At 71.1% G+C, this 18,049-nt stretch carries 11 protein-coding genes; 4 read left to right on the top strand and 7 right to left on the bottom strand.

Features of this window, described 5'->3' with window-relative positions; all coding sequences use genetic code 11:
• Positions 1–3 precede the first annotated feature (3 nt).
• A complete protein-coding gene (locus D187_RS35655) occupies positions 4–2,613 on the bottom strand; it encodes a M16 family metallopeptidase (RefSeq protein ID WP_002632290.1) in 2,610 nt (869 codons plus the stop codon).
• Positions 2,614–2,772: 159 nt separating this feature from the next.
• On the opposite strand from D187_RS35655, the gene D187_RS35650 reads away from it, so the two are divergent.
• The gene (locus tag D187_RS35650) at positions 2,773–4,251 is read left to right on the top strand and encodes a coiled-coil domain-containing protein (protein WP_081713992.1); all 1,479 of its coding nucleotides are present in this window, start codon (positions 2,773–2,775) and stop codon (positions 4,249–4,251) included.
• Between the two features lie 3 nt (positions 4,252–4,254).
• The gene (hemW, locus tag D187_RS35645) at positions 4,255–5,478 is read left to right on the top strand and encodes a radical SAM family heme chaperone HemW (RefSeq protein ID WP_002632292.1); all 1,224 of its coding nucleotides are present in this window, start codon (positions 4,255–4,257) and stop codon (positions 5,476–5,478) included.
• Positions 5,479–5,505: 27 nt separating this feature from the next.
• Here hemW and D187_RS35640 read toward each other — a convergent pair whose 3' ends face one another.
• Positions 5,506–6,450, bottom strand: a complete 945-nt coding sequence (locus D187_RS35640) for a metallophosphoesterase (protein WP_002632293.1) — start codon at positions 6,448–6,450, stop codon at positions 5,506–5,508.
• Between the two features lie 99 nt (positions 6,451–6,549).
• On the bottom strand, positions 6,550–12,348 hold the full coding sequence (locus D187_RS54315) for an Ig-like domain-containing protein (RefSeq protein WP_020918495.1): 5,799 nt from the start codon (positions 12,346–12,348) through the stop codon (positions 6,550–6,552).
• Between the two features lie 311 nt (positions 12,349–12,659).
• On the opposite strand from D187_RS54315, the gene D187_RS35630 reads away from it, so the two are divergent.
• Positions 12,660–13,463, top strand: coding sequence for a tetratricopeptide repeat protein (locus tag D187_RS35630; RefSeq protein WP_002632547.1), 804 nt, complete (start codon positions 12,660–12,662; stop codon positions 13,461–13,463).
• A 60-nt stretch (positions 13,464–13,523) separates the two neighbouring features.
• Positions 13,524–15,083, top strand: coding sequence for a DUF4388 domain-containing protein (locus D187_RS35625; protein WP_002632546.1), 1,560 nt, complete (start codon positions 13,524–13,526; stop codon positions 15,081–15,083).
• Between the two features lie 19 nt (positions 15,084–15,102).
• Here the strand turns inward: D187_RS35625 and D187_RS35620 are convergent, their stop codons facing one another.
• The 4 genes from D187_RS35620 to D187_RS35605 all read right to left on the bottom strand — a co-directional run bounded on the left by D187_RS35620 (position 15,103) and on the right by D187_RS35605 (position 17,989).
• Positions 15,103–15,534 carry a universal stress protein gene (locus tag D187_RS35620; RefSeq protein WP_002632545.1) on the bottom strand — a complete coding sequence of 144 codons (432 nt, stop codon included), beginning with the start codon at positions 15,532–15,534 and terminating at the stop codon, positions 15,103–15,105.
• A 216-nt stretch (positions 15,535–15,750) separates the two neighbouring features.
• Positions 15,751–15,954, bottom strand: a complete 204-nt coding sequence (locus D187_RS35615) for a cold-shock protein (RefSeq protein WP_043433126.1) — start codon at positions 15,952–15,954, stop codon at positions 15,751–15,753.
• Between the two features lie 128 nt (positions 15,955–16,082).
• Positions 16,083–17,558, bottom strand: coding sequence for a DUF2252 domain-containing protein (locus D187_RS35610; RefSeq protein WP_020918493.1), 1,476 nt, complete (start codon positions 17,556–17,558; stop codon positions 16,083–16,085).
• Between the two features lie 50 nt (positions 17,559–17,608).
• Complete coding sequence (locus D187_RS35605; protein WP_002632542.1) at positions 17,609–17,989, bottom strand: hypothetical protein; 381 nt, start codon at positions 17,987–17,989, stop codon at positions 17,609–17,611.
• Between the last annotated feature and the right edge of the window lie 60 nt (positions 17,990–18,049).

The following is an 18,049-nucleotide window of genomic DNA, read 5'->3' as shown; positions in this document are numbered from 1 at the left end:
AGCTCAGGGCCCGACAATGGCGAGCGCGCAGCGCTCCAGGTCGATGAGCTCGCGGGCCACCGCGCGCACGTCCGCGGCCGTCACCGCCGCCACGCGCTCGGAGTAGTGCAGGAAGTTCTCCCGCCCCAGGCCGTAGCAGGCATCGAGTGCGATGAGCGCGGCGCGCGAGCCGTTGCGCTGCAGGCCAATCTCATGCGTGCCGATGAGGTGCTGCCGGGCCCGGGACAGCTCGGCCTCGGGGATGGGCTCGTCGCGCACGCGCGAGAGCTGTTCGCGGATGCCCGCGAGCGCCGCCTCCACCTTCTCGGGGCTCGTGCCCATGTAGACGGCGAAGTAGCCCGGATCCACGCCCTCCACGGAGAAGCTGCTGATGCTGTAGGCCATGGAGCGCTTGTCGCGCAGCTCCACGAAGAGCCGCCCGCCCTGGCCACTGAGCACCGTGGAGAGCACCTCCAGCACATACCGCCGGGAGTCATCCAGCCGCACGCCCTGGAAGCCCAGCACGAGGTGCGCCTGCGCGCGCGCCAGCTCCCGCTTCACCGTCCGGGCGCTCTCGGGCGGGGGCTCGGGCCGCACCTCGGGCGGGGGCCGCGCCTGGCCACGCGACGCGCCAAAGGCCTCGTGCGCGAGCGCGAACACCTCGTCCGCCCTCACGTCCCCCACCACGCACAGGGTGAGCTGGGACGGGTCCATGTGCGCGGCGTGGTAGGCGCGCAGTGCTTCGGGCCCCAGCCGCTCCACCGACGCCTGTTCGCCCAGGGTCGGCAGCCGGTACGGGTGCGCCTGGAAGAGGGTGCGGTTGAAGAGATCGAACGCCACGCCGCTGGGCTTGTCCTCGCGCGTGACGATGTCCTGCACGAGCAGCGCGCGCTCGCGCGCCACCTCGGCCTCGGGGAAGAGGGGGTGGAGCAGGCTGTCGGCGAAGAGGCGGAAGGCGGGTTGGAAGTGGCGCGAGAGGAACTCGCCGCGCAGGCCCACCGTGTTGCGCCCGCCCATGCCGGACAGCGCGCCGGTGAAGGAATCCACGAGGTGGGAGATCTCCTCCGCGTCGTGCGTGGGCGTGCCCCGGGTGAGGCAGCGGCCCAGCAGCGTGGTGAGGCCGTTGGTCTCCGCCGTCTCGTAGCGCAGGCCGCCGGGGAACACGGCGCGCATGGCGAAGACGGGCACGTTCCGCTCCTCCCGCACGAGGATGCGCGCGCCCGAGGGCAGCCGCTCCTCCACCACCCGGCCCGGGGTGGCGCGCGGGCTCCTGTCCTCCGCGCGTGGCGCGTGCCCGGCCGCGGGAAGCGTCTTGGGCGCGCGGCGCTCGGGCAGCGGCGCGGAGGGCTCGCGGGGCACCCGGTCCAGGATCTCCTCGACCTGCTCCGCGCTGAAGGCGGTGCCGGGGGGCAGCAGTCCGGTGACGATGGCGTGCTCGAAGCGCAGGTAGCGCCCGGCCACCTCGCGCAGCTGCTCGGGGGTCAGCCGCGCGATGGCCTCGTAGTAGCGCGCCTCCGCCTCCAGCTCCCCCATGGAGGACTGGTAGTGGCCGAGCTTGCGTGCCAGCCCCTGCACCGTCTCGCGCTGGTAGATGGCCTCGGACTCGATGAGGGCCTTCACCGTGGCGAGCTCCTCCTCGGGCACGAGCCCCGTGCGCAGCGCGGCGAGCCCTCGCACCGTCTCCTCGAACGCCTGGGGCAGCTTGCCCGGGGGGAGGGTGAGGCTCGCGGCGAAGAGGCCCGGATCCCTCGGCGTGTACGCGTACGTGTGGATGTCGTTGACGAGGCCGCGCTTGCGCTTGACCTCCAGCACCAGCCGGGAGGCCTCGCCCTGGCCGACGATCATGGCGAGCGCGTCCAGCGCGGGCACGTCCGGGTGGTTGCCCTGGGGGATGGGGAAGGCGAGGTTGAGGTAGGCTTCCTTCACCTCGTCCGGGCGCAAGAGGACGCGGCGGTGGGTGAGCTGGGGCTCGCGCGGGCGCACGACACCGCCCTCGTGGGGCCGCCCCCAGTCGCCCCCGAAGAACTCGTCCACCCACCCCCGCAGCTCCGCCTCGGTGAAGTCCCCGGTGGCCACCAGCACGAGATTGCGGGGCGTGTAGTGCCGCCGGTAGAACTCGAGCACCTTGTCCCGGCTGAAGCTCCGCACGCTCTCCGCGGTGCCGATGACGGGGTGGCGGTAGGGGTGCTCCTGGTAGACGGTGGAGAAGAGATCCCTCGAGGCCCGGCGGCTCGGTGTGTCCTGGCTGCGCTTGATCTCCTCGCACACCACCTCGATTTCCCGCGCCAGCTCCCCCTCGTCGAAAGCGGAGGAGCGGATGGCATCGCCGAGGATGTCCAGCCCCATGCGGGCGTACTGGCTGGCGATGACGATGTGGTAGACGGTCTGGTCGAAGGACGTCCAGGCGTTGATTTCCCCCCCATGGGCCTCCACGTCGCGGGCGATCTCCCCGGGGGCGCGCCGGGCCGTGCCCTTGAAGAGCATATGCTCGTGCAGGTGGGCGAGCCCGGCCTGGTCGGGGCGCTCGTCGGCGCTGCCCGCCTTGACCCACACCTGGAAGGCGGCCACCCGGGCGGCGTGCTGTTCCTCGAAGACGACGGTGAGTCCGTTGGGAAGTGTGTAGCGTTGAGCCATGGAACAGTCGACCCTGGCACTGGTAGGAGGGGGTGGCAAGGCGCCCGGTGCCCTCGGGGCCCCCTGTCGTATGCCTGGAGACCAATCAGGAGGACGGGGCTCGTGCCGGGAGCGGTGTTCGGTGGAGAAGCCGTGGCGCGAGCGGTAACCTGGAAAGACATGGGGTCGTCAGAGGAAGTGGATCCACTTGCCGAGCTACGAGAGGGGGAAGGCTCGGACGCGGAGGCGGCCGCCACGGCCGCGCCTCCTCCGCTGCCCCCGCGCCGGTCCACGTCGGTGGCGCTCCGGCCAGCGATGACCCTGCCCGCCGTGCGCATGCCCGCGCGCCCCTCTTCCTCGACGGGGGCGGCGGACCCGTTCGCCGAGCCCACCGAGCCGCCCGCTCCTCCCGAGAGTTCCCTCCCGGAGCGGCTGGACTACTTCCGCACCGTGCTGCGGCAGAAGGTGGAGACGCTCCAGCGCGCCCGGACCCTGTTCGCGGAGCGGGAGGCGGAGCTGCGCACGGTGCGCATCTCCGAGACCACGCTGCGCGGACAGTTGGTGGAGGCCCAGGGGCAAATCGCCTCGCTCAAGACGCGCCCGGCCTCGAAGGACTCCGGCGCGGCGCAGACCCGGGTGGCGCGACTCGAGGCCGAGCTGCTCCAGGTGGAGGAGGACCGCAAGGATCTCTCGCGCTCGCTCGCCGACGTGGAAGCGGAGCTGGCGCGGCTGTCGGACGAGCTGACGCGGGAGCGGGAATCGCGCGGCGCGCTCGCCGAGGAGCTGATCGGAGCGAAGGAAGCGCTGTCGCTCGCACAGGACCGGGTGTCGGAGCTGGTGACCGAGCACCTCGAGACGCAAGGCGCGCTGGAGGCCGTCCGGGACGAGTACCAATCCACCCTGGCCGAGCTGGAGCAGACGGCGGAGCGGTTGCAGGAGGCCGAGCGGGAGCGGGAGCTCGCCGCGGCGGAGCGCACGGGGTTGTCGGTGCGCGTGGGGCAGCTGGAGTCGCTGCTGGCGGATGCCCAGTGGTCGAGCGACTCGCTGGAGGAGGTGCGCGCGCACACCCTGGAGCTGGAGGCCGCGCGGGATGGGGCGCTGGCCGAGAGCGGGGATCTCTCCGAGAAGCTGGCGCTGGCGGAGGCGGAGGTGGAGCGGCTGCGCGAGCGGATGGAGTCGGAGGTGGCGGCGCTGGGCGAGGTGGTGGAGTCCGCCGAGGCGAACGTGGCGCGGCTGGAGGATGAGCTGCGCACGGTGACGGCGGACCGGCAGGATCTCTCGCGCGCGCTGGCCGAGGTGGAGGCGGAGCTGGAGTCGCTCCGGAGCGCGAAGCAGGTGCCGTCCGAGGAAACGGAGGAGGGGGCGGAGGAGGAGAGCGCCGAGAGTCGGGCACTCGAGGCCGAGGCCCAGGCGGAGCGGCTGCGCCAGCGGGTGAAGGTGCTGGAGGACGCGCTGGAGACGGCCCGGCGCAAGAACCCGGCTCCGGCCCCGGCTCCGGACGCCGAGGTGATCGCCGAGCGCGACCAGCTCCGGGAGGACGTTGCCTCGATGAAGCGCAAGCTGATGGTGGCGGAGCTGGCGCTGGAGACGGCGGCCAGCAACAAGATGAAGGTGGCGCGGCTGGAGGCGGAGCTCGCGCAACTGAAGAAGGCGAAGTAGGGGATGGACTTCGCGGGTCCCATCGACGCCCTCACGGGCACGCCCGCGGCGCGCTTCGGGCTGTACGTGCACTTCCCCTACTGCGTGTCCAAGTGCCCCTACTGCGACTTCGCGGTGGCGGTGGTGCGCGAGGTGCCCGAGGAGCGCTACGCCCGCGCGGTGCTCACGGAGCTGGACGCGCGGCTCGCGGCGGACCCGTCGCTGCGCGAGCGCACGCTGGAGTCCATCTTCCTCGGTGGCGGCACGCCGTCCCTGTGGCATCCCCGGTGGGTGGCGCACGTGCTGGAGGGCGTGGCGGCGCGGCTGCGCGTGGCGCCGGGCGCCGAGGTGTCCCTGGAAGCCAACCCGAGCCTCGCGGACGCCGGGCGTTTCGCGGGCTACCGGGCCGCGGGCGTCAACCGGTTGTCGCTGGGCGTGCAGTCCTTCCAGGCGGAGACGCTCCAGGCGCTGGGGCGCGAGCACTCGGGCGCGCAGGCGGTGGCCGCGTTCGAGACGGCCCGGCGCGCGGGCTTCGACGTGGTGTCCATGGACTTCATCTATGGCGTGCACGGCCAGACGCGCGCGCAGGTGGAGGCGGACGCGCGCCAGGCGGTGGCCCTCGAGCCCGAGCACCTGTCCACCTACGCGCTGACGGTGGAGCGCGAGGTGCTGGCCGTGGCCACGCCGCTGTCCCGGCAGCTCGACCAGGGCGTGCTGGCGCTGCCCTCGGACGAGGCCGTGGTGGAGATGGCCCAGACGGTGCGCGACGTCTACGCCGGGGGCGGACTGCACCGCTACGAAATCTCCAACCATGCCCGGCCGGGGTTCAGCTCGCGCCACAACGCGCTGTACTGGACCGGGGGCGAGTACCTCGCGCTGGGCGTGGGGGCCACGGGCATGTGGCTCACCTCTTCGGCGGGCGCCCCTCCCGAGGGCTCGCGCTACGTGAACCCGCGCGGCTCGGGAGCGTACCTGCGCGCGGTGGAGGAGGGCCGGCCGGTGGAGGCGAGCCGGGAAGCCCTGGGCCCCGAGGAGCTCTTCGCCGAGCGCCTGTCCATGGGGCTGCGGCTGCGCTCCGGCGTGGACTGGGAAGCGGTGTGCACGCGCTACGGCCAGTCCCCCGAACCCCGCCGGGCGGAGGTGGCGCGGCTGGTGCGCCATGGCCTCGCCCGGCTCGAGGGCGCCCGGCTCGTGCTCACCGACGCGGGCGCGGACGTGCACAGCGCCATCTGCGCGCGCCTGCTGTGAGTCCCCCCGTGCTTGCCTCGGTGCTTCTCAGGGGGGGCTGACCGGCAGCTCCACGCGGCCCTCGGGGTAGAGGGCGGTGAGCCTGCCTGAGCGCAGCTCCAGCGCCGCGAGGTGGTGGCCGTAGCCGGTGCTCAGGCCGGTGTCGATGAACACCGCCTTGCCACCCCAGCGCGTGCGGATCTTCCCCTCGCGCTCGGTGGTGTGGCCCATCACCATGCGCCGGGCGCCGAAGCGGGCGAGCACCGTGTCGAGCGCCGCCTGCGTGCCCTCGTCCCCGAGCGCGTAGCCCCGAAACCACAGCGGCCCCTCCGCGGACTTCGCGCCTCCCGGGGGCTGGCCCTCGGTCAGGTCCTGGCGCACCCACTGGTTGAGCTCGGCCAGCGTCTTGGCGGGCACCTCGGGGGCGATGCCACCGTGCACGAAGAGGGTGTCGTTGATGCGCACCGCCGCGGCATGGGTGCGCAGCCAGCGCCCATAGCGTCCCTGGGGCCCGTAGGCGGTCCGGTGCCCGGCGAGTCCCCCCTCGGTGGGTCCGCTCGCGAGGTCCGCGAACGAGGCCAGCTCGCCCGGCGTGGCGTAGCGCAGGTCCCCGAGCATGTTCATCACCTCGTGGTTGCCCAGCAGCGCATGCACCCGTCCGCCCGCGGCGAGCGCCTCCTTCTCCAGCCGCATCAGCAACTCGTAGGCCTCGCGCGTCTGGTCTCCCCGGTCCGGAATGTCTCCCGTCTGCACCAGGTGCGTCTTGCCCCCGCTCCAGCGCCCTCGCGCGTCGATGAGCCCGGCCAGCTTCAGCACGGCCTTCAGCGCGTCCACGTCTCCATGCACGTCACCCACCGCCACCACGCGCTCCACGCCGGAGAAGGTATCCGGGGCGTCTTGTTTCGCGCGCGAGGGGAGCGACGGGGGGGTCGCCGCGAGCATCAAGGGAACCATCAACACCAGGAGGCCTGGGCGGGGGGCGGGGGACGGCATGGCTTCTTCCTCACGAGGGGGTCCATAACGAAAGCGAACGGCGCGGGCAGGCCATCTCGCCTGTCCGCGCCGTCCCTGTCCAGCGGGTCCGAAGGGGGATTACGGGTTGTTCCGCACGTCCTGCCCGTTCATCTTCAGGATGTTGAACTCGACGCGGCGGTTGTTCTCCCGGCCCGCCGCCTTCTTGTTGTCGTCCACCGGCCGCGTCTCGCCAAACCCCACGGCATCCAGCCGCTCCCCGGCGATGCCCTCGCGAACGAGGAAGGCACGCACCTTGTCCGCGCGGCGCTGGGACAGCCGCAGGTTGCTCGCGTCATTGCCCTGGTTGTCCGTGTGGCCCTCCACGCGCAGCAGCTCGATCCGCGGGTTGGCCTTGAGCACCGAGGCCACCTGCTTCAGCAGGCTGAACGACTTGGGCAGGATGACGTCCCTGGCCGTGGCGAAATACACCTTGTCCAGGATGACGATGCGGTTGGACTCCAGGCGCACCTTGGACTTGCCCTGGTCCGGGCAGCCGTCCTCGTCCTTCACGCCGTTGATGACCTCGGGCTCGTTCGGGCACTGGTCCTTCGCGTCCGGCACGCCGTCCTGATCATTGTCCGGATCCGGGCAGCCATCCTCGTCCTGGAAGCCGTCCTTGTCCTCGGCCTGCAGGGGGCACTTGTCCTTCGAGTCCAGCAGCCCATCCCCATCCGAGTCCCTGGTCGAGGCATCCGGGCACCCGTCCTCGTCCTGGAAGCCATTGACCGTCTCGGGCTCGTTCGGGCACCGGTCGGTCACGTCCGGACGCCCATCCTTGTCGTTGTCCCGATCCGGGCAGCCATCCTGGTCCTCGAAGCCGTCCTTGTCCTCGGCCTTCGTGGGGCACTTGTCGGCCGTGTCCGGGATGCCATCGCCGTCCGTGTCGACGGGAGCGGTGGCGGGAGCGGTCTCGTCCGTGGGAGCGGCCTCGGGAGCGGTCTCTTCAACGGGTGTGGCCTTGGGAGCGGCCGAGGCGCGCTCGCCGGGCTGGTGCCAGTCGATGCCCGCGAAGACGCGGAAGGCCGGCGTGCCGTAGCCCCGGGTGAGGCCCGGGCCACCGCCCACGTGGGCCGACACTCCGGGCGAGAAGCGGTACTGCAACGCCGCGAGCACCTCCAGCGGCAGCGCCCCGAAGCCCGTGTAGTTCAACCCGTACGAGCCCGCGAGGTTGGCCCGCAGCGCGAGCTTCTCGGTGAAGGGGAGCTGCGCGCCCAGGGCGTACATCAGCTCGGTGCCGGTGCGCAGGTTGCGCAGCTGCTCCTGGCGCTGGATGTTGGCGCCCAGGTTGGCCACCAGCCGCGCGCCCTTGTCACGGCCCCACTCCACGACGAGCTGGGGCCGGGCGCTCACGCCCGCGCCGCCGCGGAACGCCTCGCCTCCCGCGCTGGGCAGCAGCACGGGGACGACGAGGCCCAGGCCGAAGTTCTCCGACGACACCAGGTTCAGCTTGGGCACCAGCCGCACGTCGCCGAGGCCCGCGCCCGACAGCCCTTGCGCGAAGGCGGGCGTGAAGCCGGCCTCCGATTCCGAGGCCTGGTAGGTGATGGGCAGCACCACGCCCAGCTCGAAGCGGTTCCACAGGGACAGCGAGCCCATCACATCCAGCGTCGCCTGGTGCGCGACGAGCTCGTAGACGTAGCGGTCCGTGGCCGGGTTGTAGAAGCCCAGTGGATTGCTCGCGTAGTTGACCGAGGCGCCGAGGTGCCAGCCCAGGTGGTTGTCCACCCGCGAGCCGTGCACGCCGAGGATGTCCGTGGCGCCGGGACCGGGCTTGTAGCGCTGCACGTCGATGGACCGCGACAGCGGGGAGGGGGAGACGACCTGGGCGTCCGCCGCCGGAGCGGACAGCACGCCGGCGAGCCCCAGCAGTCCCCCGAGCACGCCCGGACGGGCCGTGCGCCGCGAGCGCAGCCACGGCAGGCCGAGCAGGGCCATGGTCAGCCACGCGAGCGGACTGCCGCCCGAGGTGCTGCAACCCCGGCCGCCGATCAGCAGGTCATCGTTGCCATCCAGCGGGTTGGTGTGGGCCTTCTTCTCATCGCCGTCGGACGTGCCACCCCCATCGGTGTCGGGGTTGCGCGGGTCGGTCTCGCCGTCATCCACGGTGCCGTTGTGGTTCGCGTCCTCCTCGCCGTCGGAGAGACCATCGCCGTCGGTGTCCGGGTTGTTCGGATCCGTGCCGTTGTCGATCTCGACCCCGTCGGAGAGGCCGTCCCCGTCCGAGTCCGTCGCGAATTTGTCATCCGCGGGATCGAGCGGATCGGTCTCGCCGGGGTCGCGGGTGCCGTTGTGGTTCTTGTCCTCGACGCCATCGAGGATGCCGTCCCCGTCGGTGTCCGGGTTGTTCGGATCCGTGCCCGTGGCGACCTCGATGTTGTCGGTGATGCCGTCCTCGTCGGAGTCGCGCGTGGGGTCGTCATCCGCGGGGTTGAGCGGGTCGGTCTCGCCCTCGTCCACCTGGCCGTTGTGGTTCTTGTCCTCGGCGCCGTCGATCACTCCGCCACCGTCGGTGTCGGGGTTGCGCGGGTCGGTCTCGCCCGGGTCGACGGTGCCGTCGTGGTTCTTGTCCTCGAGGCCATCGGGCAGGCCATCCGCATCGGAGTCGGTCTTGCGCGGATCGGTCTCGCCCGGGTTCACGGAGCCGTCGTGGTTCTTGTCCTCGAGGCCATCGGAGATGCCGTCCCCATCGGAGTCGGTCTTGCGCGGGTCGGTCTCGCCCGGGTCCACGGAGCCGTTGTGGTTCCTGTCCTCGATGCCATCGAGGATGCCGTCCCCATCGGTGTCGGGATTGTTGGGGTCGGTGTTCGTCGCCTTCTCGATGACGTCGATGATGCCGTCCCCGTCGGAGTCGCGCGTGACGTCATCCGAGGCGTCGCGCGGGTTGGTCTCGCCCGGGTCGACGGTGCCGTTGTGGTTCGCGTCCTCGATGCCATCCGGCACGCCACCGCTATCGGAGTCGGGGTTGCGCGGGTCGGTCTCGCCCGGGTCGCGGGTGCCGTTGTGGTTCGTGTCCTCGACGCCATCCTTGATGCCGTCGCCATCGGAGTCGGGGTTGAGCGGGTCGGTCTCGTCCGGATCCAAGATGCCATTGCCGTTGGCGTCCTCGACGCCATCCTTGATGCCGTCCCCGTCGGAGTCGGGGTTGTTCGGGTCGGTCTCGCCCGGGTCGACGGTGCCGTTGTTGTTCTTGTCCTCGATGGTGTTGGGGAGGCCATCGCCGTCGCTGTCGAGACCAACCACCCAGGTCCACTGGGCCGGGGTCACGTCCACGGCGCCAGTGAAGGTGCGGGCGCGGACGCGGAAGGTGTACCGGCCATCGGGCAGATCCTTGTACTCATAGGAGCCCCGATAGGCGCCATTGCTGAAGCTCGCGTCCGAGCACTTGACGAACGTGGCGCCGTTGAGGCTGCAGTCGAAGCTTTGGATGGCGCTGGCCGGTGCGGCCCCGGTGAACGTGAAGTTGGCGATACGGCTCGTGCCATTGGCTGGCGGTGACGTGACGATCACCGTGTCGGGCGGTTTGGCGTCGATGGAGAAGGGGACGCTCGTGGCGTCGCTGCGGTTGCCCGCCGCGTCCTGCGACGTGGCGCTGACGGTGTGGGGGCCATCCGCGAGCAGGGTCGAGATGATCCACCACTTGCCCGCGCTGTCGGCGGTGGTGCGGCCAATCACCTGACCATCGACGCTCACGATGACCATGGAGTTGGGCTCGGCGGTGCCTTCGAAGGTGGGGCGCTGCGTGGTGAGAACGGCATTGGCCGTGGGCGCCGTGATGGTGGGGGGCGTCGGCTTCAGCGTGTCCACCGTGAAGGTGCGAGGCGTCGACGGATCACTCGTTCCCTCATCGTTCGTGGCCACCGCCGTGACGGTGTGGCCGCCATCGTTCAGGCTCGTCGAGACGCAGGACCAGGTTCCCGCGGGAGTGGTCGTGGCGGTGCAGAGGGCGGTGTTGTTCTCGTAGACGGTGACCGTGGTGCCCGGCAACGCGGTGCCGCTGTACGTGGGCTGCGCGGTCGACACGGTGGAGCCCTGGGCCGGCGTCTGGATGACGGGCCTGGGGACGATGGCGATCTCGATGTTCGTGGGGCCCTGCCCATCCGGGTTGCGCGAGGGGGTGTCCACGGGCTCGATGCCCAGCACGCCGCCGGCCGTGATGATGGCCTGGTTCTCCACCTTGCCGTTGGGGGCGTCGGACCTGACCTTCGTCTGGAAGGAGATGCTGGTGCTCTCGGCCACGTCCCCGGGGACGAGCACGCCCTTGAGCTGGCCCCCCTTGGTGGCGGTGGCGCCCTTGCCCAGGTAGACGGTGAGGGTGTGCGAGGCGGCGTCGTAGTGGCCCACGTCGTCGCCCTTGGCGTCCGTCAGGGGACCCGGGACCCGGGTGTCGCTCGTCGCCACGCTCAACAGCTTGAGCGAGCCCGGCACGTAATCGAGCTGGATGGGCAGCTTGTCGTTGACGACCGTGTCGCGTGAGGTGTCATCCCCGATGTTGCTGGTGGAGATGGTGTACTCGAGGATGTCGCCGGGGCGCGTGGTGCCGTCCGTGCGGGAGAGGTTCTTGACGGACTTGATGGTGTTGACGAAGTCCGGGGCCTGGGTGGTGATGGAGGTGATGAAGCCCGCCAGCCAATAGCGATCGCCGGAGGTGTTGGCGCTGGCCGTGGCGTTCCTGTCACCCGCGGCCACGGTGACATCCACCACGTCCAGGTCCATGCCCGACATGCTGCCCGGGGTGCCGGTGAGCTGGGGCCGGTCGTTGCGGCTGCTGATGGGGTAGGCGTCGAAGACCCCGTCCGCGCCCGGGTTCGAGAGCGACAGCGGTGTGTCGGTGGAGATGTTGCCGCGCTTCGTGGTCCACGAGCGCGTGCTGTTGAAGAAGTTGTCCGCCGGGTTGAGATCGTTGCCGAGGACCTTGCCGTTGAACGAGAAGGTGTCGCCGTGGTCGGGCAGGGGATCGTCACCCTCGAAGGCGACAACGCCCAGCTTGGCGTCCGCGGCGTAGCTCGGCACGTGGAAGCCCGAGAGGGTGAAGGACGTGCCCGAGGTGCTCGCCACGACGCGCATGCTGTCGAAGAGCTTCAAGTGCCGCTTGGTCGAGCCCGGCACCTCGTAGAAGACCGCCATCCACCAGGCGTCGAAGACGTACTCGGCGCTGATCCTGTCCAGGGGCAGGGCCTGCACGTCACTGACCTGGTAGCGGCCCGCGCCGTATTGCCGGACGATGTCCGTGATGTCCGCCGTGGACTGATACTGGTACTCCTCGTTTCCCCCCGCCGTGTGCTGGAAGGCGTGGTCATCGGCGACGATGGCCTTGTCGAATCCCGCCACGCCCGGCCGGGACAGCCGGGCGGTGAGGTCCGGTTGCAGCAGCTTGTCGCCCGCGTCCTTGGTGGAGCGGGTGGCCGCCCAGTACAGGCGTGCGTAGACGACGGTTGCTCCGGCGGGCAGCGCGAGCGCCGCCTGGCTCCGGGCGATCAGTGGATTGATGGCGGTGGTGCTGGCGGGGAGGGTGGGCTGGGTCGTGGCACCCGTGCTCTCGACCGTCCAGTCGTTCAGGGTCCAGAAGAAGTCCGGAGAGGTATCGCGCCTGCTGCAGGCGGGCTCTCCGGGGAGGCCGCTGCCCATCGGCGGCATCCGGCCGATGATGGGCCGGGGCGTTGTTTCATGGCGGCAGTCCTGCGCGAGCGTGTTGCCGATGAGGGCGAAGTCCCCACGCAGGTCCTGCGCGAAGCGCAGCTTCGGTGGATCGTTGTTGGCGGGGGCTGCCTGGGCGCTTCCAGCCACCAGGGACAGCGCCATGGCGAGCAGCAGTGCCGCGGCGCGCTCGCCCCACGCGAGTGCTCGAGGAGTCGGGGAGGGGAGGGAGGGAGTTCTCATGAAGGCAATGAGGTTGAAGCGGGGAGAAGGACGGCTCGCGGCGCTCAGGCTGCAAGGCGAACGCCACCGGCCAGTTCACCGTTCAGCCTACGTCAGTCCCCTCTGGAGTCGCGAATTCGAGACCCCTTTCCACCTGCTTCTTCCAGGAGCCGCCCAGAACACCGTGCATTGTGCGGAATCCAGGCCGGATGCCCGCCGGGCCGGGGGGTGTGGCGGAACGCCCCTGTGGCGAATCGCCACGCGTCCAGGGGCCCCATCGGCGGGCCCCACCCGCGCGCGCAAGCGGGGCCGCCTGATATGAGACAGCCCTCATGAGCTACGGCTGGCTGTTGTGGATGGTGCTCGCGCGGGTGACGGGCAGCCCGGTGTTGTCGGCGTTGGGCGTGTTGGGGGTGCTGTGGGCGGTGGGGCGCTACAGCATGATTCTGCCCGGTCCCCTGCGGCTGCTGGGACGGTGGCGGCGCGCCGCGGCGCTGCGGCGGACGCTGCACGTCAATCCCCATGACCGGCGGGCGCGCTACGAGCTGGCGGAGCTGTGGGTGGGCTGGGGCCGGTACGCCGCGGCGGTGGAGGTGCTCAAGCCCAACCTGGAGGCGGGGGACGAGGACGTGTCCACGCTCTTCCTGCTGGGCGTGGCCTACCTGGGCGCGGGCGACACGGCCCGGGGCGAGCTGCTGCTGGACGAGGCCGAGAAGCTCGACCCCCACCACCAGATGGGGGCCATCGACCTGGAGCGCGGGCGCTTCCGCCTGGCGCGCGGCGACTTCCCTCGCGCCGTCGAGGCCCTCCAGCGCCTGCGCGAGGCGCGTCCGGGCACGGTGGAGGGGCGGGTGTTGCTCGCGCGCGCCCTGGAGCGCGGGGGCCAGGACGGCGAGGCGGCCCTGGTGCGCGAGGAGGCCTGGAAGGAGTACGTGGCCGCGCCCTCCTTCCAGCGCCGCCGCGAGCGGCTGTGGGCGTGGCGGGCGCGCCCCAGTCGGCCCCTGGCCTACGGGGTGGCGCTGGCGGTGGGCCTCGTCCTCGTGGGTTCGCTGCTCGGCCGGATGGCGGATTCCGCCTCGAGCTGGGAAGCGGACGAGCAGGCCTGGGTGTCGGACGAGCCCGGCGCCGAGGAGTAGGCGGGCGTCTTTCACGGGGGGCTCCTTGGTTTTCCTGAAAACCCGCTAGGCTGAGCCACCATGTTTTCGACCCCCGCCCAGGTCCTGAGGCAGCGCGAGGGGGCGCTCGCCGAGACACCCTTCGCCCTGCTGTTGCACGCGCTGTCCGTGGAGGAGCGCACGTGCACGCTGGAGCTCAAGGTGCGCCAGCGCGAGAAGCGCATCACCTTCGAGGACGGCGCGCCCGTGGCCAGCTCCAGCAACCTGCTGCACGAGACGCTGGGCAAGTTCCTCGTGGACAAGGGCAAGCTGTCGGAGACGGACTACCAGAAGACGCTCGCCGAGAGCGTGAGCACCGAGGTGCCCCTCGGCGGACTGGTGGTGCAGAAGGGCCTCATCAGCCCGTTCGACCTGTACAAGCAGATGCAGGCGAACATGGCGATGACGCTGCTGGACTGCTTCCGTTGGACGGACGCGCGCTACCGGCTCATCGCCGACATCGAGCCGCCGGACACCAGCGTGCGGATGAACACCGCGCAGCTCATCCTCACGGGCATCACCAACGTGATGCCCTTCGACGAGGTGGCCACGCACTTCACCTTCACGGATGACCGGCGCTTCGCCCAGGTGCCGGACATCGAGGGGCCCAAGCTGTCCGCCAAGGACGCGCGGCTGTTCCAGGCGCTGCGCTTCCGGCCCACCTTCCCCGAGCTGATGCAGCGCTCGGGCATGGACACCGACTCCACGCTGCGCCGGCTCTACGCCTTCTGCCTGCTGGGGCTCGCGGACTTCGTGGAGGAGGTGGATGCGCGCCGGCCCGCCTCGGCGGGGCCCGTCGCCGTGCCCTTCATGCCTCCCGGCCCCGCCCTCACGCCCCTGCCCGGCACCCTGGAGACGGTGGAGGCCCGGCCCACGGGCATCCCCTTCTCCGACGAGGACGAGGCCGTGAAGAACGAGCTGCTCAGCGTCTTCCTGTCCCACCGCAGCCAGGATCCGTTCGACTTGCTGGGCGTGCCGGAGAACGTGCAGCCGGTGGCGCTGCGCAAGGCCTTCCTGGCGCTGGCGGACAAGTTCTCCCCCCTGCGCTTCCACTCGGCGGACCTCAAGGAGAAGGCCGAGGGGCTGCTCACCGCGTACGCGCGGGCGTACGGGGCGCTCACCGAGGTGGAGCAGGCGGCGCTGTGGCGCAAGCGGCGCCAGGCGGCGCGCGAGAAGAAGGTGAACACGGGCCGGCCCTCCACGGCGGAGCAGTTCCGCATCCGCACGGACCTGCTGGACGCGAGCACCCAGTTCGACGAGGCGATGAAGCGGCTCAAGGCGGAGAACTTCGCGGGCGCGTTCGAGTACTTCGAGTACGCCTGCGACATCGATCCCAAGCCCCTGTACCGGGCCCACCGCGCGTGGGCGCGCTACCTGATGAAGCCCGAGTCCCACGGCAAGCTGGCGCTGCAGGAGCTGCAGGACGTGCTCAAACAGGAGCCCGGGTGCGAGGAGGGGTGGTTCTTCCTGGGCGAGGTGTCCCGGGGCGAGGGCCAGTGGGCGCAGGCCGAGGACGCCTACCGCAAGGCCTTCAAGATCAACCCGAAGAACCGCCAGTACGTGGACCTCGTCCAGGAGACGATGAAGCGCGTGAAGCGCTGAGCGCGCTTCAGTGCCCGCTTCAGTGCACGACGGTGACGGGGCGGCCGGCGAGTTGGAGGACCCGGTCGCTCACCGAGCCGAGCAACCACCTGCCGCCCGCGTTGAGTCCGCGGGCGCCCACGACGATGTGATCCGCCCCGAGCTTGTCGGCCATGGCGACGATGGTGTCGGCGGGGCGGCCAATCTCCACCACCTTCTCCACCTGGGCCGAGGGCAGGTCCGCGGCCACCTCGTCGAGCAGGCGCCGCACGGCGGCGAGCTCCTCGGTGCTGCGCGGGGCGCCGGAGATGAGCTCCGCGTCCATGAAGCCGAAGGGCAGGACGCGGGGGGGCTCGAGCACGAAGAGCAAGGTGACGCGGGCGCGGGTCTGCTGGGCGAGGTCATGCCCGAAGCGGGCCGCCCTGCGCGAGGTGTCCGAGCCGTCGATCGCGACGAGGATGTGCTGAATCACGTCCGCCCTCCTGCTGGATGGGGAGCCCGGGTCCGGGGCCCCTCTTCTTCAGGGTGGGGCGGGACGCGCCAGGGGCAAGCCGGGACGTGGACGGGAAAGCGGGGGAGGGGGCCAGGGTCCGCCGCCCCGAGCGCGGGGTGGGCAGGCGGGCCCCGAAAATACAAAAGGCCCAGCCTCACGAGGAGACCAGGCCTGATGCGGGTTCAGCGCCTCAAATCAGATGGGGCGAACGTTCTGCGCCTGCAGACCCTTGGGGCCCCGGGCGACGTCGAACTCGACCCGCTGGCCCTCGGCCAGGGTGCGGAAGCCTTCGGTCTGAATCGCGGTGTGGTGGCAGAAGAGGTCCTCGCCCCCGCCCTCCTGCGTGATGAAACCGAAGCCCTTCGCATCGTTGAACCACTTCACGGTACCAGTTGCCATTTCGTCGCGTCTTCTTTCTTGTCCGGCCGCATGAGTTGCACCGGAAGCCCCACTCTTCTCGAGCGTGACTTCTCATATATCCCACATCCCGGGGTGAATAGCCAGTGCCCGCCGGTGGATTCGTCTGCCTACTCGCCCTCGTCCTGAGCGGGCAGGCGTCCGTCACGCACGGCCTTTCGGAAGAGCTGGTAGTCGCGCTCGTTCTGGTCGGCGTAGGCGCGGGCGAAGCGGCACAGGGCCCGGTCGAAGACGTCCCCCCGGCCGAGGTAGCCCCGCAGCACCGCGGCATCCCCTCCGCGCGCATGGGCCCGGGCCAGCGTCCGGCCGCACAGGGCCGCGTACTGGCGCAGCCCCCGGGGTGACAGCCGCTCCACGTCCGTGGAGCCCTTCATGTCGCGCAGCTGCCGCACGTAGAAGTCGCGGCCGCCCACCTGGCACCAGCCGAGGAAGATGTCACTGGCGGCCTGCATGAGCCGCTGCCCCTCCACCACGCGCTGCCCGGCGTTGGGGTGGAGGCTCGCGCCGGCGAAGGGCTCGAGCACCGAGGGGCCCGCCTCCTTCACCTGGAGGAAGAGCGGATCCCTCGCGTGCGCGCCGAGCAGCAGCACGATGTAGCAGCGCGTGCCCACGCTGCCCACGCCCACCACCTTGCGCGCCACGTCCACCACCTGGTAGCGCCGCACGAGCGTGCCGCGGTCCCCCTGGAGCGAGGACAGATAGCCCTCGCCCACCACCTGGAGCACCTCGGCGAGCATCTCCGCGTGCTCGCGCGGGGGGTGCACCACCAGGGGCGGGTCGTCGATGATGCAGCGGCGGCCCTCGCGCAGCTCGGTGAGCTTGGGCAGGGTGGCCAGCTGCGTGCGCCGGCGCGCCTGGGCGAGCGTCCTCTCCGCGCTCGCCGGCTCCTCCCGGTAGAGCGTGCGGTGCAGCTCCTCGGCGTCCACGCGCGCGTACCACACGTCCAGGAAGGACCACTTGGACAGGGTGCGCATCCAGCGGCGGTAGCCGCGCACGCACGCCTCCACCGCCTCCTCGCACCGCGCCTCGGAGTCCCCGTTGCACCGGCCCGCCACCCAGACGCTCACCGCCAGGCGCTTGAGATCCCACTCCCACGGCGCGGGCAGCGTCTCGTCGAAGTCGTTCACGTCGAAGACGAGGTTGCGCTCGGGGGTGGCGAACATGCCGAAGTTGGCCAGGTGCGCGTCGCCGCAGGCCTGGACCTTGATGCCCACGCTGGGGGTGCGCGCCAGATCGTTCGCCATGAGCATCGCCGAGCCGCGCAGGAAGGCGAAGGGGTCCACCCCCATGCGCGCGTGGCGGATGGGCACCAGCGAGGGCAGCCTCCCCATGTTGGACGCCTCCAACAGGGCGATGGGATCCGCCCGGTCCTTGTCCGCCTTCCAGAAGGCGTGGGCCTCGCGCGGTGTCTTCTCGCGCAGGGCGCGCCCCATCCGCTTGCGCTCGGCGCGCACGGGGATGTGCTCGGGGATGAGGGCGGGTCCCGCCGCGGGCTCGGTGAGATCGTGCTCGACCTCCACCGGAGGCGGGGGCCGGAGGGCTCGAATGCGGCGCAAGGTACGGCGGGCCTGGAGGCGAGCGGACATGCGCTCAACCTAAGCACTCGCCCCCGCGTCCGGAGGTGGCCCCGGGTCCGCTACCAGTAGCGGCGCGGAGGTGCGGCCGGCTCGACGGGGGCGGCGGGCACCGGCTCGAGCATGCCGCACTCCAGGAGCCGTTCCACCGCCACCTTGACCTCCTTGGGCGTGGCGCAGTTGTCGAGGCCACGCACCGCCTCGGCGATGGTGCGCTCGCCCTGGCCGAACTCCACGAGGAACAGTCCATCCTCGGGGGTGAGCCCCAGGGGCGTGCTCCAGGCGGAGCGGGCCGAGTCGAACTGAGCCCGACCCTCTCCGTCCCGGGCCTTGGCGACCATGAGGGTATACGCCGCCTCGGCCTCGCTCCCCTTGGGGGACAGCCGGAATTTCTGTGCCCGTCCGAATCGGATGCGCTCGCCGTTCTCGTCCTTCACCACCATCCACCCGCTCTCGGTCCACCGGGGGTCCGAGCCGCATGGGGTAGATCCCGACGCGCGCGC

This window comes from Cystobacter fuscus DSM 2262 (assembly GCF_000335475.2).
Classification (GTDB): Bacteria; Myxococcota; Myxococcia; order Myxococcales; family Myxococcaceae; genus Cystobacter; species Cystobacter fuscus.
Note: the sequence above shows the minus strand (reverse complement) of the source record. Positions and strands in the feature narration are given on the sequence as shown.

What these genes read in the sequence shown, in the direction of transcription:
- D187_RS35655 (WP_002632290.1), bottom strand. Translation starts at nt 2,613, where the DNA reads ATGGCTCAACGCTACACACTTCCCAACGGACTCACCGTCGTCTTCGAG.
- D187_RS35650 (WP_081713992.1), top strand. Translation starts at nt 2,773, where the DNA reads ATGGGGTCGTCAGAGGAAGTGGATCCACTTGCCGAGCTACGAGAGGGG.
- hemW (WP_002632292.1), top strand. Translation starts at nt 4,255, where the DNA reads ATGGACTTCGCGGGTCCCATCGACGCCCTCACGGGCACGCCCGCGGCG.
- D187_RS35640 (WP_002632293.1), bottom strand. Translation starts at nt 6,450, where the DNA reads ATGCCGTCCCCCGCCCCCCGCCCAGGCCTCCTGGTGTTGATGGTTCCC.
- D187_RS54315 (WP_020918495.1), bottom strand. Translation starts at nt 12,348, where the DNA reads ATGAGAACTCCCTCCCTCCCCTCCCCGACTCCTCGAGCACTCGCGTGG.
- D187_RS35630 (WP_002632547.1), top strand. Translation starts at nt 12,660, where the DNA reads ATGAGCTACGGCTGGCTGTTGTGGATGGTGCTCGCGCGGGTGACGGGC.
- D187_RS35625 (WP_002632546.1), top strand. Translation starts at nt 13,524, where the DNA reads ATGTTTTCGACCCCCGCCCAGGTCCTGAGGCAGCGCGAGGGGGCGCTC.
- D187_RS35615 (WP_043433126.1), bottom strand. Translation starts at nt 15,954, where the DNA reads ATGGCAACTGGTACCGTGAAGTGGTTCAACGATGCGAAGGGCTTCGGT.
- D187_RS35610 (WP_020918493.1), bottom strand. Translation starts at nt 17,558, where the DNA reads ATGTCCGCTCGCCTCCAGGCCCGCCGTACCTTGCGCCGCATTCGAGCC.
- D187_RS35605 (WP_002632542.1), bottom strand. Translation starts at nt 17,989, where the DNA reads ATGGTGGTGAAGGACGAGAACGGCGAGCGCATCCGATTCGGACGGGCA.